17 protein-coding genes are annotated in these 20,701 nt (G+C 56.0%); 8 read left to right on the forward strand and 9 right to left on the reverse strand.

Translation table 11 applies throughout. From position 1 onward, the window contains the following. Window positions 1-119: 119 nt before the first annotated feature. From WA429_RS08930 to WA429_RS08950, 5 genes are all read left to right on the forward strand, one after another. The gene (locus WA429_RS08930) at window positions 120-1,430 is read left to right on the forward strand and encodes an ABC transporter substrate-binding protein (protein ID WP_287465312.1); all 1,311 of its coding nucleotides are present in this window, start codon (window positions 120-122) and stop codon (window positions 1,428-1,430) included. Between the two features lie 154 nt (window positions 1,431-1,584). Further along, window positions 1,585-2,457 carry a carbohydrate ABC transporter permease gene (locus WA429_RS08935; RefSeq protein ID WP_068519861.1) on the forward strand — a complete coding sequence of 291 codons (873 nt, stop codon included), beginning with the start codon at window positions 1,585-1,587 and terminating at the stop codon, window positions 2,455-2,457. Window positions 2,458-2,467: 10 nt separating this feature from the next. Then, on the forward strand, window positions 2,468-3,298 hold the full coding sequence (locus WA429_RS08940) for a carbohydrate ABC transporter permease (RefSeq protein ID WP_068519862.1): 831 nt from the start codon (window positions 2,468-2,470) through the stop codon (window positions 3,296-3,298). 40 nt (window positions 3,299-3,338) lie between these two features. Continuing rightward, window positions 3,339-4,346, forward strand: coding sequence for an ABC transporter ATP-binding protein (locus WA429_RS08945; protein ID WP_068519863.1), 1,008 nt, complete (start codon window positions 3,339-3,341; stop codon window positions 4,344-4,346). Between the two features lie 80 nt (window positions 4,347-4,426). Then, the gene (locus WA429_RS08950; protein WP_068519864.1) at window positions 4,427-5,197 is read left to right on the forward strand and encodes an SDR family NAD(P)-dependent oxidoreductase; all 771 of its coding nucleotides are present in this window, start codon (window positions 4,427-4,429) and stop codon (window positions 5,195-5,197) included. Window positions 5,198-5,317: 120 nt separating this feature from the next. Here the strand turns inward: WA429_RS08950 and WA429_RS08955 are convergent, their stop codons facing one another. Beyond that, window positions 5,318-6,538 carry a winged helix-turn-helix domain-containing protein gene (locus tag WA429_RS08955; RefSeq protein ID WP_287465311.1) on the reverse strand — a complete coding sequence of 407 codons (1,221 nt, stop codon included), beginning with the start codon at window positions 6,536-6,538 and terminating at the stop codon, window positions 5,318-5,320. Between the two features lie 231 nt (window positions 6,539-6,769). Between WA429_RS08955 and WA429_RS08960 the strand changes: the two genes are divergently transcribed. After that, window positions 6,770-8,776, forward strand: coding sequence for an SLC13 family permease (locus tag WA429_RS08960; protein WP_287465310.1), 2,007 nt, complete (start codon window positions 6,770-6,772; stop codon window positions 8,774-8,776). A gap of 59 nt (window positions 8,777-8,835) precedes the next feature. Here WA429_RS08960 and folD read toward each other — a convergent pair whose 3' ends face one another. The 3 genes from folD to WA429_RS08975 are packed head-to-tail and all read right to left on the reverse strand — an operon-like array spanning window position 8,836 to window position 10,376. Continuing rightward, complete coding sequence (gene folD / locus WA429_RS08965) at window positions 8,836-9,735, reverse strand: bifunctional methylenetetrahydrofolate dehydrogenase/methenyltetrahydrofolate cyclohydrolase FolD (RefSeq protein WP_287465309.1); 900 nt, start codon at window positions 9,733-9,735, stop codon at window positions 8,836-8,838. Then, window positions 9,728-10,063: a DUF167 family protein gene (locus tag WA429_RS08970; RefSeq protein ID WP_101247259.1), complete on the reverse strand. Its 336-nt coding sequence runs from the start codon at window positions 10,061-10,063 to the stop codon at window positions 9,728-9,730. The genes folD and WA429_RS08970 overlap by 8 nt, the downstream gene beginning before the upstream one ends. Before the next feature lie 16 nt (window positions 10,064-10,079). Next, complete coding sequence (locus tag WA429_RS08975) at window positions 10,080-10,376, reverse strand: YggT family protein (RefSeq protein WP_068519870.1); 297 nt, start codon at window positions 10,374-10,376, stop codon at window positions 10,080-10,082. Between the two features lie 485 nt (window positions 10,377-10,861). Between WA429_RS08975 and WA429_RS08980 the strand changes: the two genes are divergently transcribed. Both WA429_RS08980 and WA429_RS08985 read left to right on the forward strand, forming a co-directional pair. Continuing rightward, window positions 10,862-11,449 carry a DNA-3-methyladenine glycosylase I gene (locus WA429_RS08980; RefSeq protein ID WP_228196080.1) on the forward strand — a complete coding sequence of 196 codons (588 nt, stop codon included), beginning with the start codon at window positions 10,862-10,864 and terminating at the stop codon, window positions 11,447-11,449. Between the two features lie 52 nt (window positions 11,450-11,501). Then, window positions 11,502-12,668, forward strand: coding sequence for a glycosyltransferase (locus WA429_RS08985; RefSeq protein WP_287465306.1), 1,167 nt, complete (start codon window positions 11,502-11,504; stop codon window positions 12,666-12,668). Window positions 12,669-12,703: 35 nt separating this feature from the next. Here the strand turns inward: WA429_RS08985 and WA429_RS08990 are convergent, their stop codons facing one another. From WA429_RS08990 to WA429_RS09010, 5 genes are all read right to left on the reverse strand, one after another. Then, window positions 12,704-13,750, reverse strand: coding sequence for a LacI family DNA-binding transcriptional regulator (locus WA429_RS08990; RefSeq protein WP_287465305.1), 1,047 nt, complete (start codon window positions 13,748-13,750; stop codon window positions 12,704-12,706). A gap of 109 nt (window positions 13,751-13,859) precedes the next feature. Then, window positions 13,860-14,471: an alpha-ketoglutarate-dependent dioxygenase AlkB family protein gene (locus tag WA429_RS08995; protein ID WP_287465303.1), complete on the reverse strand. Its 612-nt coding sequence runs from the start codon at window positions 14,469-14,471 to the stop codon at window positions 13,860-13,862. A 153-nt stretch (window positions 14,472-14,624) separates the two neighbouring features. Beyond that, window positions 14,625-16,076 (reverse strand): TolC family protein, encoded by a 1,452-nt coding sequence (locus tag WA429_RS09000; protein ID WP_287465302.1) that lies wholly within the window; start codon window positions 16,074-16,076, stop codon window positions 14,625-14,627. Between the two features lies 1 nt (window position 16,077). Then, complete coding sequence (locus WA429_RS09005) at window positions 16,078-19,272, reverse strand: efflux RND transporter permease subunit (protein ID WP_114113180.1); 3,195 nt, start codon at window positions 19,270-19,272, stop codon at window positions 16,078-16,080. A gap of 2 nt (window positions 19,273-19,274) precedes the next feature. Continuing rightward, entirely contained in the window at window positions 19,275-20,420 is a 1,146-nt protein-coding gene (locus WA429_RS09010) for an efflux RND transporter periplasmic adaptor subunit (protein WP_287465299.1), read from the reverse strand. Between the last annotated feature and the right edge of the window lie 281 nt (window positions 20,421-20,701).

Here is a 20,701-nt window from a genome sequence, read left to right on the forward strand (position 1 = left end):
AAAAACGAATTCGTTTGACAATATGCCGCGAAATTGAGTGAATGCTCATTACCTGAACAAATGATCAAGACGGACAACCAAAGTTGTCCAACGGGTAGACAGTCCTTTTGGGAGGAAATATGAAACGCGTAATGGGAGCAGCGCTGTGTGCGCTGTTGGCAGGCGGTATCGCACACGCCAATGCCGAAACGAAACTGACCATCGCAACCGTGAACAACGGTGACATGATCCGCATGCAGAAGCTGACGGATGATTTCACCTCCAAGAACCCGGACATCACGCTTGAGTGGGTAACCCTCGAAGAAAACACCCTGCGTCAGCGCGTCACCACTGATATCGCCACCAAGGGCGGTCAGTATGACGTCATGACCATTGGCACCTACGAAGTGCCGATCTGGGCCGAAAAGGGCTGGCTCGCACCGCTCGACAATCTGGGTGCCGACTATGATGTCGATGACATCATGCCCGCCATCCGTTCAGCCGTTTCCAAGGATGACGCGCTTTATGCTGCACCGTTCTACGGTGAAAGCTCGATGATGATGTACCGCAAGGACCTGTTCGATGCGGCCGGCATTACCATCAATGGTCGCCTGACCTGGGACCAGACCCTTGAAATCGCCAAGAAACTCCACAAACCGGACGAAGGCGTCTATGGCATCTGCCTGCGCGGCAAGGCCGGCTGGGGTGAAAACATGGCGCTGATCACCACCATGGGCAATGCCTATGGCGCGCGTCTGTTTGATGAAAACTGGAACCCGACCTTTGACAGTGCCGAGTGGAAAGCAGCACTCGACATGTATACCAACATCCTTGGTAACTATGGTCCTCCGGGTGCAACGTCGAACGGCTTTAACGAAAACCTGTCGCTGTTCAACTCGGGCAAATGCGGCATGTGGATCGATGCAACCGTTGCGGCATCCTTCGTAACCAACCCCAAAGAATCCAAAGTTGCAGACAAGGTCGGCTTCACCGAAGCACCGTGCGCTGCGACCTGCACCGGTGCCAACTGGCTCTGGGCATGGAACCTTGGCATCCCGATGGGTTCCCAGAAAGTCGAAGCCGCCCAGAAATTCATCGCTTGGGCGACCTCGAAAAACTATCTCGAACTGGTAGCGTCGAAAGAAGGCTGGGCAAACGTACCGCCGGGCACCCGCATGTCGCTTTATCAGAACCCGAAATACCTCGAAGCCGCACCGTTTGCTGACGAGACCCTTCTTGCCATCGACAGTGCAGACCCGATCAATTCGACCATGAAACCGAAACCCTATGTTGGTGTCCAGTTCGCTGCGATCCCGGAATTCCAGGGTATCGGCACCACGGTCGGTCAGCAGTTCTCCGCAGCTCTTGCCGGTCAGATGTCTGTCGATCAGGCCCTTTCGGCCGCACAGTCAAGCACCGACCGCACCATGCGCAAGGCTGGGTACTACTGATACACCACAGGCCGGAAGTCATCTCATCGCACATCTGAAATGATTTCTGGCCTGCGCCTCCTTGACCTGATGAACTTGGGGCGGTGGTTGCAAAACGCACCGCCCTCTTTCCATCCGGAAAAGGATCCGCAACATCAATCTCGGGGAGCACATCATGTCGACACGGGCCTCGACCCTGACCGGGCGTATCATGTCCGCACCGTCGATCATTGTCCTGTTCTTGTGGATGGCCGTCCCGCTGGGCATGACGATTTACTTCTCCTTCCTGCGCTACAACCTGTTGTCGCCGGGAATGGAAGAATGGATCGGCACACTTAATTACGAATTTTTCCTGACCGATCCGGCCTTTTTTGCATCACTGGCAAACACGCTTTTGCTGGTTGGATCTGTTTTGGTCATCACCGTTGTTGGCGGCGTCCTTTTGGGACTGATGCTTGATCAACCGATTTTCGGGCGCGGTATTCTGCGTCTTCTGGTGATTGCCCCCTTCTTTATTATGCCGACCGTGAATGCACTGGTCTGGAAAAACCTTTTGATGGACCCGGTTTCGGGGATGTTTGCGTGGATTGCCAGCCTGTTTGGCCTGCCCGCGATTGACTGGTTTACCAATGCGCCGCTGACCTCGATCATCATCATGGTGTCCTGGCAATGGTTGCCCTTTGCCGTTCTGATCCTGCTGACCGCACTTCAATCGCTGGACCGCGATCAGAAAGAAGCCGCCCAGATGGATGGGGCCGGTCCGGTTGCGATCTTTTTCTATATCACGCTTCCCCATCTCAGCCGTGCGATCACGGTGGTGGTGCTGATCGAAACCATCTTCCTGCTGACCGTCTTTGCCGAAATCTTTGTCACCACCGGTGGTGGCCCGGGTCTGGCAACGACCAATATCGCCTTCCTCGTCTATACCCAGGCGCTGTTGCAGTTCGATGTTGGTGGTGCATCTGCCGGCGGCATTGTCGCGGTCATTCTGGCCAATATCGTGGCGATCTTCCTGATCCGCCTTATCGGCAAAAACCTGGACAAATAAGGGGCGCGACATGGAAAACAAACAAACACCCCTTGGCTATATCAGCTTCTCGGTCTTTGCCTGGATCGTCGGTCTTCTGATCTTCTTCCCGATTTTCTGGATGGTCCTGACCAGCTTCAAGACCGAGCTCGAAGCCGTTTCGATCCCGCCGAGCTTCATCTCCTTTGACTGGACGCTTGAAAACTATGCCGAGGTCCAGGAACGGTCGAACTATTTCAAGTTCGCCATGAACTCGGTGATCCTTGCGGTCGGGTCAACACTGGTCGGGCTGGTCTTTGCCGTAACCTGTGCCTGGGCCATGGCCTTTAACCCGACCAAACGCACCAAGGATGCGCTTCTCTGGATGCTGTCGACCAAGATGATGCCGCCGGTCGGCGTGCTGGTGCCGATCTATCTGGTGTTCCGCGACTGGGGACTGCTTGATACGCGCTTTGGTCTGATCATGGTTCTGTTCCTGATGAACCTGCCGATCATGGTCTGGATGCTTTACACCTATTTCAAGGAAATCCCGACCGACATTCTCGAAGCCGCACGCATGGACGGCGCGACCCTGCCCAAGGAAATCATCTTTGTGTTGTTGCCCATGGCCGTGCCCGGCATTGCCTCGACCATGCTGCTCAATGTGATCCTGGCCTGGAACGAAGCGTTCTGGACGCTCAACCTCACCACGTCCGATGCCGCACCGCTGACCGCTTTCATTGCCTCCTATTCCAGTCCCGAAGGGCTGTTCTGGGCAAAGCTTTCAGCTGCATCGACGCTCGCGGTGGCGCCCATTCTGGTCATTGGCTGGTTCTCTCAGAAACAGCTTGTTCGTGGTTTGACATTCGGCGCGGTCAAGTAACCGCAGGCCCAATCGAAATAGAGAAAGAAGGAACACCAAAATGGGTGCTATCCGACTGGAAAAAGTCAAGAAAAGCTTCGGAACGCTGGATGTTATTCCCGGTGTCGATCTTGATATCAATGATGGTGAATTCGTGGTCTTTGTCGGCCCGTCGGGCTGCGGGAAATCAACCCTGCTGCGTCTGATTGCCGGTCTCGAAGATGTCACCGATGGCAAAATCCTGATTGACGGCACCGACGTTGCCAACGAAGCCCCGGCCAAACGCGGCCTGTCGATGGTCTTTCAGTCCTATGCGCTGTATCCGCATATGACGGTCTATAACAACATTGCCTTTGGCCTGAAAATGGCGGGCGAAAGCAAGGATGTTATTGATCAGAAAGTCCAGTCCGCGGCCAAAATCCTCAACCTGACCGATTACCTTGACCGTCGCCCCGGCGCACTTTCGGGCGGGCAGCGTCAGCGTGTTGCCATCGGACGTGCGATCGTGCGCAACCCGGCGGCCTTCCTGTTTGACGAACCGCTTTCAAACCTTGATGCGGCCCTTCGCGTCAATATGCGTCTTGAAATCACCGGTCTTCATCAGGAACTCAAAACCACGATGATCTATGTGACCCATGATCAGGTCGAAGCCATGACCATGGCCGACAAGATCGTGGTTCTTCAGGCTGGCCGTGTCGAACAGGTCGGCAAGCCGATGGAACTTTATAACAGCCCGGCCAACAAATTTGTCGCCGGTTTCATCGGCTCACCGAAAATGAACTTCCTGGGCGGGGAGCTTGCAGCAAAACATAACTGCCATGAAATTGGCATCCGTCCCGAACATCTGACGGTCAGCACTGATCGCGGCGATATCGCCGCAACAGTCAAGATCGCCGAACATCTGGGGGCCGAGACATATCTTCATGTCGAAGCCGACGGCCTTGGCCCGATGACGGTCCGCGCCACCGGCGAAATGCCCCTTGGTGAACATGACAAAATCTTCCTGACACCTGAACAGGATCGCATCCACCGCTTTGACGCCCATGGTCTTGCGCTTGGACCTTCCTGATACGTGCACAATCCGGGCCGCAATGCCCCACACCAGCATTGCGGTCCCGCCTTACCAATCAAGCTAACTGTGAGTCCAAAATGTATCTTAAAAAGTTCGATCTTTCCGGGCGTCGTGCCTATGTCACCGGTGGCGGTCGCGCCATTGGTCTGTCCTGCTGCGAAGCACTGGCCGAAGCCGGTGCCCATGTTGTCATCGGCGATATCAGCGAAGCTGTCGCCGAAGAAGGCCGCGATTACCTGAAATCCAAAGGTTACACCGCCGATATCGACATCATGGATGTCACCAACACCGATCAGGTCCGCGCCAGTGCGGAAAAAATGGCCAAGCAGGGCGGGATCGACATCCTGGTCAACAATGCCGGGATTGCCCGGTCGGAAACCCCGGCCGAAACCGTTACTGACGAACATTGGCTGAATGTCATTGACGTCAATCTGAATGGCACTTTCTGGTGCTGCCGCGAATTTGGCAAACAGATGCTGGCCAAAAAGAACGGTGTGATCGTCAATGTCGGTTCCATGTCGGGCTTTATCGTCAACAAGCCCCAGGAACAGGCCTATTACAACGCATCCAAAGCAGCCGTGCATCACCTGACCAAGTCGCTGGCGGCGGAATGGGGCGGTCGTGGTGTGCGCGTCAATGCGGTCGCACCGACCTATATTGCAACCCCGCTGAATGAATTCGTCAAATCCAAGCCGGAAATGTATGACGCCTGGATCAATGGCACCCCGATGGCCCGCCTTGGCCTGACCGAGGAAATCGGATCGGTTGTGCTGTTCCTGGCATCTGACGCATCCAGCCTGATGACCGGATCCATTGTTCTGGCTGATGGGGGTTACACCTGCTGGTAAGGCCAGGTGCAACTAATGGCTACAATGTCCTGAAGCTATTTGTAGCCAGGTCGGAACAATGGTGAAACGGGGCGCAGATGTGGGACCTGCGCCCCGTTTACCTGTTTATCCCCTGACCTTTCATAGGGTCGGAACACTGCCCAAATAGCGTGAAAACGCATTGTCGCCCGCGATCTCGACCCCGTTCTCAAGACCAAGGAAGCTGGCCAGACGGCGCAATTCCGTCATCAATGGCCCGGCCACATCCCCCTGATTGCATCCGTCTTCCAGATGCGCACTTTGCACCAGCAGAACACCCTTTTTGCGCTCCGACTTCAAATCGACACGCGCAACAAATTCGCCATTCAACATGAATGGCAAAACGTAATAGCCGTATTGGCGTTTTTCGGCCGGCACATAAATCTCGATCCGGTAATTGAAACCGAATATGCGCTCCACCCGGTCGCGTTCCCACATCACCGGATCAAACGGCACCATCAGACAGGTCGGCTTGGCGCGCGCACGCGGATTGACATGCGGGCACAAATACCCCGCCTGTTTCCATCCTTCGACATCAGCACACAGCAACCGCCCCTCTTCGACCAGCTTGATCAGGCACTCTTTCACATCGGCTGTCGGCAGACGGAAATATTTGCGCAAATCGGCCTCGGTCGCGATGCCCATCGCCGCAATCCCCTTGCAGATCAGATCCGACTGTGCCTCGATCCTGATCGGTGCCGGGTCATGGGCCGCATCGCCGATGATCCGGTGCGGCAAATCATAAATCCGCTCGAAACTTGACCGGCGTTTTTGCGCCATGACCTGCCCGCTCCAGAACAGATATTCCATCGCGGTCTTGGTTTCCGACCATCCCCACCATTGGGAACTGCTGGCCCCTTTTGCCTCAAGATCACTGGAACCGACCGGGCCGTTGCGTTCGATATGATCAAGAATGCCCTGGATCAGTTCGGGCTTTTCACGCTGGATACGGGCAACCCGTCCCCAGGTACCCAAACCCTGTTTTGCATCCTCCATCCGCCAGCGATACAGCGGATAATCCTCAACCGGGATCATCGATGCCTCATGGCCCCAATATTCGAACAATTTGCGTTCGCGCGATTTACCCCAGACAATGTCATCAAGCATCGCCGGGTCATACGCACCCAACCGGCTGAAGACCGGCATGTAATGGGCGCGGGTCAAAACATTGACACTATCGACCTGCAGCATATTGGTTTTGCGGATGGCCTTCATGATCCGGCGTTTGGTCACCGGCCGGTTGTCATCCTGTTCGAACCCCTGCCCGCACAGTGCAAGATTACGGGCCTGTTTGACCGAAATGGCAACGCTGGCAGTGGGCATTGGGGCAGTGTCAACTGGCATGATACAACATTCAAATTGGCAAATAAAAACAGGATGATGCTACGGTCATGTGCATGGGTCTGAACCCTAACATATTCTCCTGACAAATATGGCAGTAGCAACCAAAACGTAAATTATCCTGCCCCCTTTCGACACCACTTGACCACCCGAACCACCGCACCCTAGCATTCAACATCCCCATACCGGGCACAACAAGATCGGACGGCATAAATGGATAGCGCACAAATCATGATCCTGACTGTCCTTGTCGGCACAGTTGCCCTGTTTTTATGGGGGCGATGGCGCCATGACATGGTGGCTATGGCATCGCTTTTGATGTGTGTGGTGCTTGGGCTTGTCCCGACTGGCGAGGCCTTTAACGGTTTTGGCCATCCGGCGGTGATTACCGTGGCCTGTATCCTGATCCTGTCATCCGCCCTTCAGCAATCCGGCGCGGTTGATGCCCTGACCCGGACGGTATTGCCGCAATCGGCCGGGCCGTTTGTGACGCTTGCCGCACTCAGTCTTCTGGCCGCCATTCTGTCGGCCTTTATGAACAATGTCGGGGCCTTGGCACTTTTGATGCCGGTTGCCCTTCAGATTGCCAATAAACAGGGCGTACCACCGGGCAAGATTTTGATGCCGCTTGCCTTCGGCTCGATCCTGGGCGGCATGACCACCCTGATCGGGACGCCGCCAAACCTGATTGTTTCGGGCTTCCGTGCCGGTTTGAATGGCAGCGGGTTTTCAATGTTTGATTACAGCCCGGTCGGCATTGCCATCGCCTTGGCCGGTTTGGCCTTTGTCATTCTTGTCGGGCGTTTCCTTGTTCCGACGCGCGAACGTGCCGGTGCCGAAGGATTTGAAACCGGTTCCTACCTGACCGAAGCCCGTATCACCGAAGGCAGCAAAGCCGCCGGCATGTTGCTCCGTGACATCAATGACGAGCTGGAAAAATCCGACGCCCAGGTCATCGGTCTGATCCGCAATGAAAAACGCATTCCGGCTCCGAACCCGTATCGGGAACTTCATGACAATGACATCCTTCTGATCGAAGCCGAACCCGAAGGCTTGGCAAGCGCCCTTTCCGGTCTTGAGCTCACCCTCGAAGCCGAATGGCGCAGCATTCAGGCCGAAGCCAAGGCCAAAGCTGCCGAGAAAGAGAAGGAAAAGGAAAAGGAAAAGGACAAGGATAAGGACAAAGAGGACGCCGGCATAGATGCCAAGGAAGCGGCGACTGAAACGGTCACGGAAACGACCAAGGCACAAAATGCCCGAAAACCTGACGAAAAAGTAATCTCGACCGACCCGAAACCCGGCGATGAAAAATCACCCGCCGCCGAACAAACGGCCGAGCTTCATAAAAAGGCCCTGCAATCGGATGACATTTCCCTGATCGAAGTCGTGATCCTGCCAAATGCCGCCTTTATCGGGCGGTCGGCGGCCGATATTCGCATCCGCAGCCATTATGGCATCAACCTGCTGGCAATTTCACGCCAGGGGCAACGCTCCATGTCGCGCTTGCGCACCATGAAAATGCAGGCCGGCGACGTTCTGTTGATGCAAGGATCGCCCGCCGCCATCAGCGAATTTGGCAATCGCATGGGCTGTGCGCCGCTGGCCGAACGTGCGCTTCATCTTGGCGACAAATCACAAGCCTTCAAGGCCAGCGCGATCATGGCCATTGCCATCGCCCTTGCGGCCTTTGGCATCGTGCCGGCTGCCATTTCCTTTGCGCTTGGTGTGTTGGCAAGCCTGCTGTTTGGCGTTGTTGCCCCGCGCACCCTTTATGATGCGGTCGACTGGCCGGTCGTGGTCCTGCTGGCGGCCCTGATCCCGGTTGCCACCGCGATGGAAACCACCGGCAGTGCCGACCTGATTGCGCGCTTCCTGCTTGAAACCATCGCCCAGGGCAATGCCGTGATCGCTGTCGGGCTGATCCTGATCGTGACCATGACCCTGTCGGATTTCATGAACAATGCCGCCACCGCGGCCGTCATGTGTCCGATTGCCATTGGCAGTGCTGCCCAACTCGATGCCAGCTCCGACCCGTTCCTGATGGCGGTCGCCATCGGCGCATCCTGCGCCTTCCTGACCCCGATCGGCCACCAGAACAACACCCTCATCCTCGGCCCCGGCGGCTTCCGCTTCGGCGACTACTGGAAACTCGGCCTGCCGATCGAGATTATCGTGGTGGCAGTTGGCGTGCCGATGCTGCTTTGGGTTTGGCCGCTTTAAGCAAAACAAAAAGGGCAGCCAATGGCTGCCCTTTATAATTTCAATATTGGTCGTGCGACTTAGTTGTCGAAACCAAGGTTCGGCACATCAAGGCCGTTGGCACGGCAGGCCGAGATCAGGGTGTTGTTGAGCAAACACGCAATGGTCATCGGGCCGACACCGCCCGGAACCGGGGTAATGGCACCGGCGACTTTGGATGCGGTTTCAAACTCGACATCACCGACCAGCTTCATTTTGCCCTCGGCCCCTTCAACACGGTTGATGCCGACATCAATCACGGTGGCACCCGGGGCGATCCAGTCGCCCTTGACCATGTTCGGGCGGCCTACCGCGGCAACGACGATATCGGCACGGCGGACTTCTTCGGGCAAATCACGGGTGCGCGAATGCGCAATGGTCACCGTGCAGCTTTCCTTAAGCAGAAGCTGCGCCATCGGCTTGCCAACGATGTTGGAACGGCCAACCACAACCGCCCGTTTGCCCGACAGATCACCAAGGGTGTCCTTAAGCAGCATCAGGCAGCCATAAGGCGTGCAGGGGGCAAAGCCCTCGCCGCCGGTGGCCAGTGCGCCGGCATTCACAACATGGAAGCCATCCACATCCTTGGCCGGGTCGATGGCGGCCAGGATCGCCTGTTCGTCGATATGTTTGGGAACTGGCAACTGACACAGGATGCCATGAACGTTTTCATCGGCATTGAGCTTGGCGATCAGGGCCAAAAGATCTTCCTGACTGGTCTCGGCCGACAGTTTGTGTTCATAGGAATTCATGCCGCATTCAAGGGTCTGCTTGCCCTTGTTGCGGACATAGACCTGACTGGCCGGGTCTTCGCCGACCAGAATGACGGCAAGACCGGGGGTCACACCGTGGTCCGCTTTCAGCTTGGAGACTTCTGCTGCGATGTCTTCGCGCAGTTTGGCTGCGAATGCCTTGCCATCGATGATTTTTGCGTCACTCATGTGTCTGTCCGCCCGTCAGTTCGGTAATTTGCGCCATCAGCTCTGTGGGGGTGCCGGAAATCACCAGCACCTTGTTGCGGTCTGTATGTCCGCTAACGATCCCGACCGAGGATTTAGGCCATTTGGCCGCTTTTGCCAAAAGTTTTATCAGGGCCTGATTGGCTTTGCCGTTTTCCGGCACTGCTGTCACCGATGCCCTAAGCTGCAAACGCCCGCTGGCATCTTCAATCAGACCGTTGATCGCATTACGCGAAGCCTTTGGCGTCAAGCGCACAAACAGACGGATCCCGGTTTGATCAGAGAGTATCTCGCAAACAGGATCAGTCATTGTCTGATTGAGACATCTAGTAACCTAAAAGAGCCATCCGGACATCGGTCTGGATCAGCATATTGGCAAATTGCAGCACCAGAATCAGAATGATCGGCGAAATGTCGATGCCGCCAAGGTCCGGCATAATCCGCCGGATCGGGCGCAGGGCCGGTTCGGTCACACGATACAGGAAATCACCGACCATATAGACGAATCGGTTGCTGGTATTGATCACGTTGAATGCCACAAGCCATGACAGGATTGCAGAAGCAATCAGCATGAAAATGTAGATCCCAACCACAGTATCAATCAGCCAAAAAATCGCCAGCATCGCCGCTCCTTACGATCGCCGGGCATATTCGGTTTTTGCCCGGTAAGATGTTTGCACGCAGCAAAACCTAGTCGGCAATGCCCCGCAACGCAAGCGCAGAGCGTTGATTTTACCCCGTCAAAGCGCAAGTTTTCATCGCTTTGTGATCCCCGTCACCCGACAGGTGGCTTCTGCGCCGCTTTCCATGCCGCACCTGATTGTTTTGCACTGGATGATCTTCCACCGGATTGCGTTGCGCCCGATTGTGTTTCATCGGATCGTGTTGCGCCGGATTGTGTTGCACCGGAATATGTCACACCGGACCAGTTTGGGATGCTGAAGCCTGAAACGCTGAAACCGCACACGCCGGAGCCTCGCATTCCAGGGCCTGGTATTGCGACGCCCCTGCCAGAAATTGTCAGGAGATGTCAGGGCACAGCCGATCTGTACTTGCAGCAGGGCGGCCTTGGGCCAAGAATGCGCCAAACCATCAAAGGATGAAACACATGCCTGATCAGGATCACCGGCGTTGCGGCTGGGCGGAAACCCATCACGACAAACCGTTTTATGTCGATTATCACGACACCGAATGGGGTGTTCCGGTCCATGATGACCGGCTTTTCTTTGAAATGCTGATCCTTGAGGGCGCCCAGGCCGGGTTGAGCTGGCTTACGATTCTGGCACGGCGTGATACCTATCGCGCGGCATTTGATGATTTCGATGTGCATAAGGTCGCGGCCTATGACGCGGCCAAGCAGGAAGCCCTTCTGGCCGATCCGGGGATTATTAGGAATAAACTAAAAGTCGCGGCGACTATTAAAAATGCCCAAACATTCATTGCCATCCAGAAAGAGTTCGGAAGCTTTGATGCCTATATCTGGAAATTCGTCGATGGCCGCCCGGTGATCAATCACTGGAACACCATGTCCGAAGTTCCGGTATCAACCGAACTTTCCGACCGGATTTCCAAGGACCTGAAAAAACGCGGCATGAAATTTGTCGGCACCACCATCATCTATTCGTTCCTGCAGGCCACCGGCCTTGTGATGGATCACACCAAGGAATGTTACCGCTACCATCAGTTGGCAAAATAGCCATCTGTTCGGAACTGCCAAGGCCTGCTATAGGCTTGGTATGGCAACGGTAATGCATATCATCAACGAACTGGACGCTGGCGGGGCGGAACGTGTCCTGACCCGGATTGCGTGCCATAATGCCCGAAATTCCGATCCCGATGCCCCGCGCCAGATTGTCGTATCGCTGATGGACGAAGGTGTTTATGGCCCGGATTTGATAGAGGCCGGCGTTGAGCTGCATTGTCTTGGCATGACATCGGGCATACGCGATTTACCAGCGGCGATTTTCAGGCTGTCGCGCCTGATGCGACGCGAAAAGCCCGATGCCATCATGTCGTGGCTTTATCATTCCGATTTTATCGCCACCCTTGCTGCATTGCTGTCGGGACGTGGTACCAGACGGCTGGCCTGGAATATCCGTTGCGCGGAAATGGACCTTGCGCAATATGGGCGGTCAACCCGGATCGTGCTTGGATTGCTGGCAAAATTATCGGGACGACCTGCAATCATTGCCGCCAATTCACATGCCGGGCAGCGTCACCATATCAGTTGCGGATACCATCCCCGAAAATGGGCCTATCTGCCCAACGGGTTTGATACAGACGAATGGCATCCTGATCCGGGCGCGAAATACCGGCTGTGCAAGCAGATCGGCATCACGCCGGACAAATATCTGATCGGGATGGTCGCCCGCAAAGATCCGGCAAAAGACCACACCACCCTGTTTGAGGCCATCAGGCTTGTCCGCGCCCAGGGTCATCACGCCCATCTGGTCTTGATCGGTCACGAAACCGATACACTGATCATTCCCGACGAGCTTGACGGACATGTTGCAGCCCTTGGCCTGCGCCGTGATGTGGCTGCGCTGGTGCCGGGTTTTGATATTGCGGTCCTGTCATCAAGCTTTGGCGAAGGATTCCCGAACGTGATCGGTGAAGCCATGGCATGCGGTGTCCCGGCAATTGGCAATGATGTCGGCGATGTTGCAGATATTCTGGGCGGCACGGGCAAGACGGTGCCGCTGCACGCCCCCGACAAATTGGCCAATGCCATCGTCGAACTGCTGACAGAGGATGTGGACAGCCGCAATTATCGCAAAACAGCGGCCCGCATGCGCATCATCGATCATTACAGCCTGCGGGCGATGAATGATCGCTATCTGGCACTTTGGGATGGGCTGGCCGGCAAGCGTGATCTGCCGGATTTCGATTTTCCCGGTACCGACAGAAGCAAATAGCCCGCCCGATCAGATCCCCTAATCCCGAAACAGGGTCAGAGCGGTTTGCTTGATCCGCGGAGCAGTAATGTGGTTTTAAGGGTGATGGTTTTGCCCGGGGCTTCCGACAGGGCCATTTCGGCGGCAAGCCGGCCTTTTTCAACGGAATCCTGATACATGGTGGTCAGGGGCGGGTCGGTGCGTTCGCCAGCGGCAATACCGTCAATTCCGATCACCTTGAGATCGTCCGGCACCTTGCGCCCCGACATGCGGGCGGCATCAATCGCGCCAATGGCAATCACATCAGACATGCCCAGAATGCCATCGATTTCAGGATGGGCTGCCAGCAATTCAGCGGTCATTTTCGCACTGTGATCGGACTGATTGTCGCATTCGACATGCAGCACATCGGACGGCGCAATGCCCGCACCGGCCAGTGCGGCGTGATAGCCGGCAAGACGTTCGCGCACCACCCGGTGACTGGCAGCACCGACACGGTTGGCATTCATGGGGCCGAAATGATCATGGTCGGTTGCCTGAAGCGACAGAATGGCAAAGCGTTTTGCCCCGCAATCAAGCAAATGCTGCGCAGCATTTTTCCCGGCAGCAAAATCATCCAGTGCGACGGTGCCAGCGGCACCGGCAATATCGGTATCAATGCTGATCAGCGGCTGGTTGCGGCGCTGAATGGCGGCGATGATATCGTTATTGTCGGAATAGCAATGCACCAGAAAGGCATCGACCGCCGCATTATTGACCGCGGCAATTGCCTGTTGCTGGTTCTGGGCCGAAATGATCATGACATTGACGCCCTGCTGGGCACATTCGCGCCCGATCCCGCGCAGCAATTCGATCGCCACCGGATCGGTAAAGGCATATTCAAGATTATCGGGAAATACCACGCCAAGTGCGCCGGCCTTGCCGGTGCGCAACATGCGCGCCATGACATGCGGCCCGCGATAGCCAAGTTCCTTGGCCGCGGCGAAAATCCGTTCGCGGACTTCGGGGCGAACCAGATCGGGTTTGCCAAACGCGTTGGACGCCGTTCCTTGCGAAACCCCGGCCGCCTTTGCGACATCCAGAAGTTTTACGCGTTTCGCCATGCGCCTGTTTCCCCGAACCCGTGTGTTTCACACTGATATTGATCTGATTTGCCTACACTATAGCCAAAAGCAGCGCATTACTTCCAGAACACATTATCCGGGTCTTGGACTATCTGGTTTCGGGTTGGGTATTGCGAAATGTCAGATTGATGCGCCCATTGACCTGACGGGCGGTTTTGGGAATTTGATGCAGCCAGCAATGCTGGGTTTCACCCGCCATGATCAAGGCCGAGTTATGGGGCAAATCGATGCTGATCCGGTCCCCGGTCTTTTTGTGGCGAAAATGAAAGCGGCGTTCTTCGCCAAAGGACAGGCTGGCGATTACCGGATTTTCGCCCAGAACATCTTCATCATCGGCATGCCATGACACACTGTCACGCCCGTCACGATAATAGTTCAAAAGCACCGTATTGAATGGCACACCAGACAGGTCTTCGGCCAGTTTGCGCAACGGCGCAACAACCGAAGGAAACGGTGCGGCCGGATGATAGACCCCGCTATAGCGATAGGCGACCTCGCCAAACCATGCCGTCAGACGCGGCACCGGGATTTCCTTGCCATGGATTTTGGCGATTTCCTGTTGCCAGACAATCCCGGTTTTGAGGCGGGCAAAGGCGCGGTCGGCATCATCGGGGGTCATGATTTCACGCAGCAGCAATACTTCGCCATCAAAAGGCAGAAGATTACGTGGTGGTTCATTGGCAAACAGATCGCCGATCATGATTATCCCCGGAAGTCACACTGCCAAAGACCTATGCCGAACGATTGAGAAACTCAAGCCACAGTTCGCTGATATATCTGTTTTCACAGGAAGTTGAGGCGCAAAATCCCGCAATCCGCGCCGGTATCCGTGCCCTTGCAGATATTGCCGGTGTCAGCCGTTGATCAGGGTCACGCCATGTTGCGCAGCATAACGTTCGACATCCTCAACACTTAAACCCGCCGCACTGTAAAGATTGATGGTTTCAAGTTCGAGATCGGTTTCGGCATCGGCCAGAGATTGCATCGCAGATGTCAGGCTGCGCTGGGAATCAAGGACATCCAGAAAATCAGACAATCCCTGAACATAGCGGACCCGCGATTGTTCAAAAGCATCGCGGTGATGCTGAACAGATGCAATCAGGGAATCACGTTGCTGCATGGCACCGACATAGCCATAGATCGCACTTTCAACATCATCAATCGCATTCAAAAGCGTCTGGCGATAGGTCAGAAACGCCTGCTCGGCTTCTTCTTCGGCGACCGTGATATTGGCACGGCGTTCGCCGCCATCATAAAGGGTCGCGTCAAGAAGTGCGCCAACCGCCGCCATGGCCGTTCGGACAATCGGCCCGGTGCCATACCCCGTTACCCCGAGTGCGAGCGAGCCACTTAGCGTCAATTCCGGATAAAGAGTGGCGGTTTCAACGCCGATCTGCGAGGTCGCACCGATCAAAGCCAGTTCGGCAGCACGAACATCGGGTCGGCGGCGCAACAGATCGGCCGGAATGCCGATTGGCGGGCTGCTTTGAAATTCCGGCAATGGCGATGCATCAAGAAGCAAATCGCGATGGGTGCCCGGCTGGGCGCCAACCAGAATTGAAATGGCATTGATCGACCGGTCAATGCTAATCTGCAAGGTCGGTACGGTTGCTTCGAGGTCGGAAACTTCGGCACGCGCACGCGAGAGATCAAGCTCGGAGCCAAGACCGGTTTGCAGACGGACCTGAACAATGTTGCTGGTCTGACGTTGCAGATCGAGCGAATCCTGCAAAAGCGCCAGACGTTTCTGGGCACCGCGCAATTCGATATAGTTGGTGATGATATCGGCGATCATGGTGCGATAGACATCTTCGCGCAGATAGACCTGACGGAGATAGTCGGCCTCGGCGACCTGTTCTTCGCGGGCCTGACCACCCCAGATATCCGCCGTCCAGGAAAAATCAATTCCCGCGCCATAGCCCAGTTCATCGACATGATCGCCGCTGGCCCGGCTTGATGTTGACCGTTCCGCCGAACCGTCAAGGGACGCGCCAACAGTCGGACCATTGGCCGCGCCGACCCCGCGTGCAGCCGCCGCGGCAGCACGGATACGGCTAATTGCGATTTTAAGGTCGATATTGTTGGCCACACCTTCGTCAATCAGGCTTTGCAGCACCGGATCGGTGGTGCTTTCCCACCAGCGGCCATGATCGGCCTGCGAGGCGGCAATCACTGGAACTTCCGGCGTATAGGCCCCGACCAGATCAAAGTTCGGTGCGGTGTAATCCGGCCCGACGGACTGACACCCGGCAAGTGCGGTCAGAAGTGCGATGCCCGAAACAGCAAACAGACGATTTTTTGTCATGTTATTTTGCACTTCCTTCAATGCCGCCGCGTCCATCCGGACCATGCGGGAATTCGTCGGGAATTTCACCCGTATCAGGAATGGATTCCGCAGCCCGCAACTGTGTTTGCAGTTTAAGACCACCATCGGCACGTGCGGAAACAAGCGGTGCCAGCAACAGATACAGAACAGGTGTCAGGAACAATGTAAAGACGGTGGCAAAGCCAAGCCCGCCAAACACCACCCAACCGATTGCCGCACGGGCTTCTGCCCCGGCACCGGACCCCAGAACCAGCGGCAACCCGCCCAGAACCGTTGAAATCATCGTCATCATGATCGGGCGCAGACGCACCATTGCCGCGTCATGGACGGCCTCGCGTACGGAGCGTCCGGAATCACGCAGCTGATCTGCAAATTCAACCACCAGAATGCCGTTCTTGGCCATCAGCCCGACCAGCATCACAAGCCCGATCTGGCTATAGATATTGATCGAAGTGCCACTGAGACTGAGTGCAAAGATCGCCGCAGCCAGCCCGAATGGCACGGTCAGAACAACCACAAGTGCGGACATGAAACTTTCGAACTGGGCAGCCAGAACCAGAAGCACCACCAGAACCGCAATCAGGAAGGTGATCTGGACGTCACTTGATGTTTCACCAAGGGCCGCGGCATCCCCGAGGAACAGAACACCAATCCCGGGCGGCAGCACCTTGTCAGCAGCCGCATTGACGTCATTGACCGCCTGATCAAGGGTGTAGCCCGGTGCCAGATTGGCCGACACACCAACCGCGCGTTGCTGACCTTCGCGTTCAAGTTCGGATGCGACGGCTTCCTCGCTAAGCGTGATGACAGACGATAGCGGCAGGATGCGACCATTGGTGCCGGTGACAAACAGATTTTCCAGATCAGACGGATCATTGATGCTGCCCACAGCACTGCGCAATTTGACCGGGATGCTTTGGTCATCAACATTGATGTCGGTGACTTCGTATCCTTCGATCATCGCGCGCAATGTCGTATCAAGTTCATCGATTTCGATGCCCAGATCAAAGGCGCGTTTGCGATCAATATTGACCAGAAGCTGTGGCTGGGTGGTCTGATAGGATACCCGGATACCGGTCAGATTGGGATTGTTTGCTTCGATCTCGGCCTGAAGGGCACGGGCATTGGCAGCAAGATTGCGATAGTTCGTCCCGGTCAGAGCAAACTGCAATCCTTCGCCGGTGCCCCCGCGCAGGCCAAGACTGTTGGGTTGCCAAACGAATGCCTGCACACCGGGCAGTGCATTAAGCTTGCCGCGGATGCTGTTGGTGATGTCCTGCTGGCTTCTGGCGCGTTCATCCCATGGGACCAGCGGCGCAATCACCAGCGCACGGTTGGGGTCCCAAAGACCGACAATCGTGTAGATATTCTGGGCTTCGCCCGCATCGACGATCGGGCGAAGAATGTTTTCGACTGCTTCGACCTGACGATCCATGTAATCAATGCCGACACCATCAGGCCCGCGCAGCGATACCAGAATACGGCCGCGATCCTCGTTGGGCAGCAATTCCTTGGTCACGACGTTATAGGCACCAAAGGCCATCCCGCCGGCAATGATACAAATGATCAGGGTGATCACCGGATTGCGCAGCACCCATTCAAGGATCACGCGATAAATCCCGGCAAAGAATATCCCGACCCGTTCAAGCAGGTTGGGTTCGGCCTTTGTATCACCGTCATGCGGATCGATATGTTTCAGGCGCGATGCCAGCATCGGACATAATGTCAGCGCGACAAAGGAAGATACCGCCACCGAAAAGGCCAGAACGAAACCGAATTCCCGGAACAGACGGCCTGCTGTACTGGGCAGGAAGGAAATCGGCACGAAAACCGAAATCAGGGTCAGCGTGGTGGCAATGACCGCAAAGAAGACCTGACGGGTGCCAAGCACCGCAGCGGCCATGGACCCAAGTCCCTGATGACGGCGGCGCTGAATGTTTTCAAGCACAACAATCGCGTCATCAACAATCATCCCGGTTGCCAGAACAAGTGCCAGCAAGGTTAGGATGTTGATCGAAAAGCCCATCGCCCAGATCGCCGCCACCGTACCAACCAGCGCGATCGGAATGGTTACTGTCGGGATCAATGTTGCAGAAAAAGAGCGCAGGAACAGATACAGCACGCCGATCACGATAATGATGGCAAGCGCCAGACTGGTGATCACTTCCCAAAGGGCCCCTTCGATAAAGACCGCATCGTCGGAGTTCACGAAGATTTCGATATCGTCATACTGATTGTTAAGCCGTTCGACCGCATCGCGAATGCCATTGGAAATCGCAATGGTGTTTGATTGCGCCTGGCGCACCACACCAAGGCCGATCACCGCACGCCCGTCGAGACGCACATAGGAAGACGCATCATCAGGGCCGTAATAGATATCGGCAACATCGCCAAGCAGGATGCTGTCACGGACCAGCATCTGATTGAGTTTGTCGACTTCCCAGACCGACGCATCGGCACGGACAAAAAGCTTCTGATCGGTCGATTCAAAACTGCCGGCCGGAATATCGAACTGGGCCGTGCGCAGCACATCGGCGATGTCTTTGACCGACAGGCCGTAACTTGCAATGCGCAGCGGATCAACACGCACATGCAGGACCTTTTCGCGGTCGCCATTGACCGTGATTTCGGCAACACCGGGCACCGCCAGCAATGCCGGGGAAATCTGGTCATCAACGATATTGGCAAGTTCTTCCTCGGTCAGGCGGTTGCTGACCACGGCCATGCGCATGATGGCACTGGCATCGGCGTCGGCCTTGACCACGCGGACTTCCTCGACCTCGTCGGGCAGGCTTCTGGTCGCGCGGCTGACGGCTTCGCGGATGTCACTTGCGGCATCATTGATTTCGACATCGGGAAAGAATTCGATGCGAACGCGTGAACTGCCTTCTTCGCTTTGGGAATTGATGTCCTTGACGCCGCTAACGCGTGAGGCAGCACTTTCAAGAACCGATGTGACTTCAGCATCGACGGTTTCCGGCGATGCGCCGCTATAGGTTGCGGTAATGGTTACGGTCGGCCGGTCAACGTTGGGCAGTTCGCGGATTTCCACACCGAGCATCGCTGCCAGACCGGCAAGGATGATCAGCAGGGAAACAACACAGACCAGCACCGGACGGCGGATACTGAGCGAGGCAAGATCATTCTGATCCTGATTGCCGGAATGATCGGTCATGATCAGGATCCCTCACCGTCACCCTCGCGGGTGGCAACACCGTTGCGGGTGTCATTGCGGATACTGGCCGAAACCGTCCGGCCCGGACGCAGGCGCAGCACGCCTTCGACCACAATCAGATCGCCATCGGCAATCGGCCCATCAAGCAGGATGCGGCCATTGGTACGTTTGACAACCCGGACCGGAATGCGGGCGACCTTGTCATCATCAATGCGCCAGACATAAGTCCCGCCATCGCCCCACAACACAGAGATTTCAGGAACAGACGGATATCGTTTGCCTTCGATATCGACATAAACCGCAAAGGACATCCCGGCAAGCAGGCGGCCATTGGGATTGGGCACACGGGCCCGAACGGCGAATGTGCGACTTTCGGGGTCGATACGGCTGCCGATGGAATCAACAACACCGGTAAAGAGTTCGCCGGGCAGGCTCCAGGTTTCGACACGGACAGACTGACCGGGCTTTACATTGTCGAACCGGGTTTCGGCGACTTCGAAATCAACCAGAATGCTTTCGATATTATCAAGGGTTACAAGAACGGTTGAGCTGTCGACACGGTCACCGGCCTCGATTTGCGGGATGCCGACAATGCCGTCAAACGGGGCCAGAATGGTGCGGTCGGCAAGATCGACTTCGGCCTGATCAAGCTGAATGCGGGCTTCGGCAAGGGCCGTCCGCGCAGAATCGACTTCGCTTGCGGCAACAGCACCCAGCGGGCGGGCTTGTTCATAGCGTGCAAGGAGCTGTTCGGCGTCCTTGACCTGAACCGCGGCAAGGTTGCGGGCAAGCCGTTCGCGTTCGGAATTGAGGATAACAAGAACCTGGCCCTTGGTGACCTTGTCACCGGCGCGGACCAAAACGTCTGATACTTCGCCCGAAACAGCCGGATAGATCGAAACCCCGAGTGCGGATTTCCCGGTCCCGACCGATTCAACAACGGTCTTTTCATCCATCAAAGTGGCATATTCGGCAATGACCGGAAGACTGCGTTCACCGCCGGCATCGCCGCCGCGTTGCTGCGCCTGCTGGGACGGCGCGCCGGGCGACACAAGTGCCGTGATTTCGTCTTTGGCAAAAATATAGGCAGACGCCGCGACTGCAACCAGTGCGACACCTGCGATCAGAAGCGTTGATTTACGCGCCATCGCATTGATACTTCCAAGTCGGGCAGATCACATGATCTTCCCCAAGAGAGCCCTGTTCCCGTCCGGGAAAGTTTCCGTATTTCAATTCATTACCCGTGACGGGTGCTTGTTCTTTTTATGAAACACTTGTACCGGGAAAGATATTGCAACCGGTTGGGCAGAACCACAGAAAAAGTGTATCAGAAACGTCGCAGTTTGTATCTTTCTGCACGATTTGGTCGCTGTTTTGATCCATGGTGACATCAAAATACAATTGGCCCGCACAGTCAAAGTGACGTGCG

The sequence above is a fragment of the Thalassospira sp. CH_XMU1420-2 genome (assembly GCF_037029325.1).
Taxonomy (GTDB): Bacteria; Pseudomonadota; Alphaproteobacteria; order Rhodospirillales; family Thalassospiraceae; genus Thalassospira; species Thalassospira povalilytica.

Bases quoted from the DNA above. Each gene is read 5' to 3' on its own strand.
- WA429_RS08930 (WP_287465312.1), top strand. From the start codon at position 120: ATGAAACGCGTAATGGGAGCAGCGCTGTGTGCGCTGTTGGCAGGCGGT.
- WA429_RS08935 (WP_068519861.1), top strand. From the start codon at position 1,585: ATGTCGACACGGGCCTCGACCCTGACCGGGCGTATCATGTCCGCACCG.
- WA429_RS08940 (WP_068519862.1), top strand. From the start codon at position 2,468: ATGGAAAACAAACAAACACCCCTTGGCTATATCAGCTTCTCGGTCTTT.
- WA429_RS08945 (WP_068519863.1), top strand. From the start codon at position 3,339: ATGGGTGCTATCCGACTGGAAAAAGTCAAGAAAAGCTTCGGAACGCTG.
- WA429_RS08950 (WP_068519864.1), top strand. From the start codon at position 4,427: ATGTATCTTAAAAAGTTCGATCTTTCCGGGCGTCGTGCCTATGTCACC.
- WA429_RS08955 (WP_287465311.1), bottom strand. From the start codon at position 6,538: ATGCCCACTGCCAGCGTTGCCATTTCGGTCAAACAGGCCCGTAATCTT.
- WA429_RS08960 (WP_287465310.1), top strand. From the start codon at position 6,770: ATGGATAGCGCACAAATCATGATCCTGACTGTCCTTGTCGGCACAGTT.
- folD (WP_287465309.1), bottom strand. From the start codon at position 9,735: ATGAGTGACGCAAAAATCATCGATGGCAAGGCATTCGCAGCCAAACTG.
- WA429_RS08970 (WP_101247259.1), bottom strand. From the start codon at position 10,063: ATGACTGATCCTGTTTGCGAGATACTCTCTGATCAAACCGGGATCCGT.
- WA429_RS08975 (WP_068519870.1), bottom strand. From the start codon at position 10,376: ATGCTGGCGATTTTTTGGCTGATTGATACTGTGGTTGGGATCTACATT.
- WA429_RS08980 (WP_228196080.1), top strand. From the start codon at position 10,862: ATGCCTGATCAGGATCACCGGCGTTGCGGCTGGGCGGAAACCCATCAC.
- WA429_RS08985 (WP_287465306.1), top strand. From the start codon at position 11,502: ATGCATATCATCAACGAACTGGACGCTGGCGGGGCGGAACGTGTCCTG.
- WA429_RS08990 (WP_287465305.1), bottom strand. From the start codon at position 13,750: ATGGCGAAACGCGTAAAACTTCTGGATGTCGCAAAGGCGGCCGGGGTT.
- WA429_RS08995 (WP_287465303.1), bottom strand. From the start codon at position 14,471: ATGATCGGCGATCTGTTTGCCAATGAACCACCACGTAATCTTCTGCCT.
- WA429_RS09000 (WP_287465302.1), bottom strand. From the start codon at position 16,076: ATGACAAAAAATCGTCTGTTTGCTGTTTCGGGCATCGCACTTCTGACC.
- WA429_RS09005 (WP_114113180.1), bottom strand. From the start codon at position 19,272: ATGACCGATCATTCCGGCAATCAGGATCAGAATGATCTTGCCTCGCTC.
- WA429_RS09010 (WP_287465299.1), bottom strand. From the start codon at position 20,420: ATGGCGCGTAAATCAACGCTTCTGATCGCAGGTGTCGCACTGGTTGCA.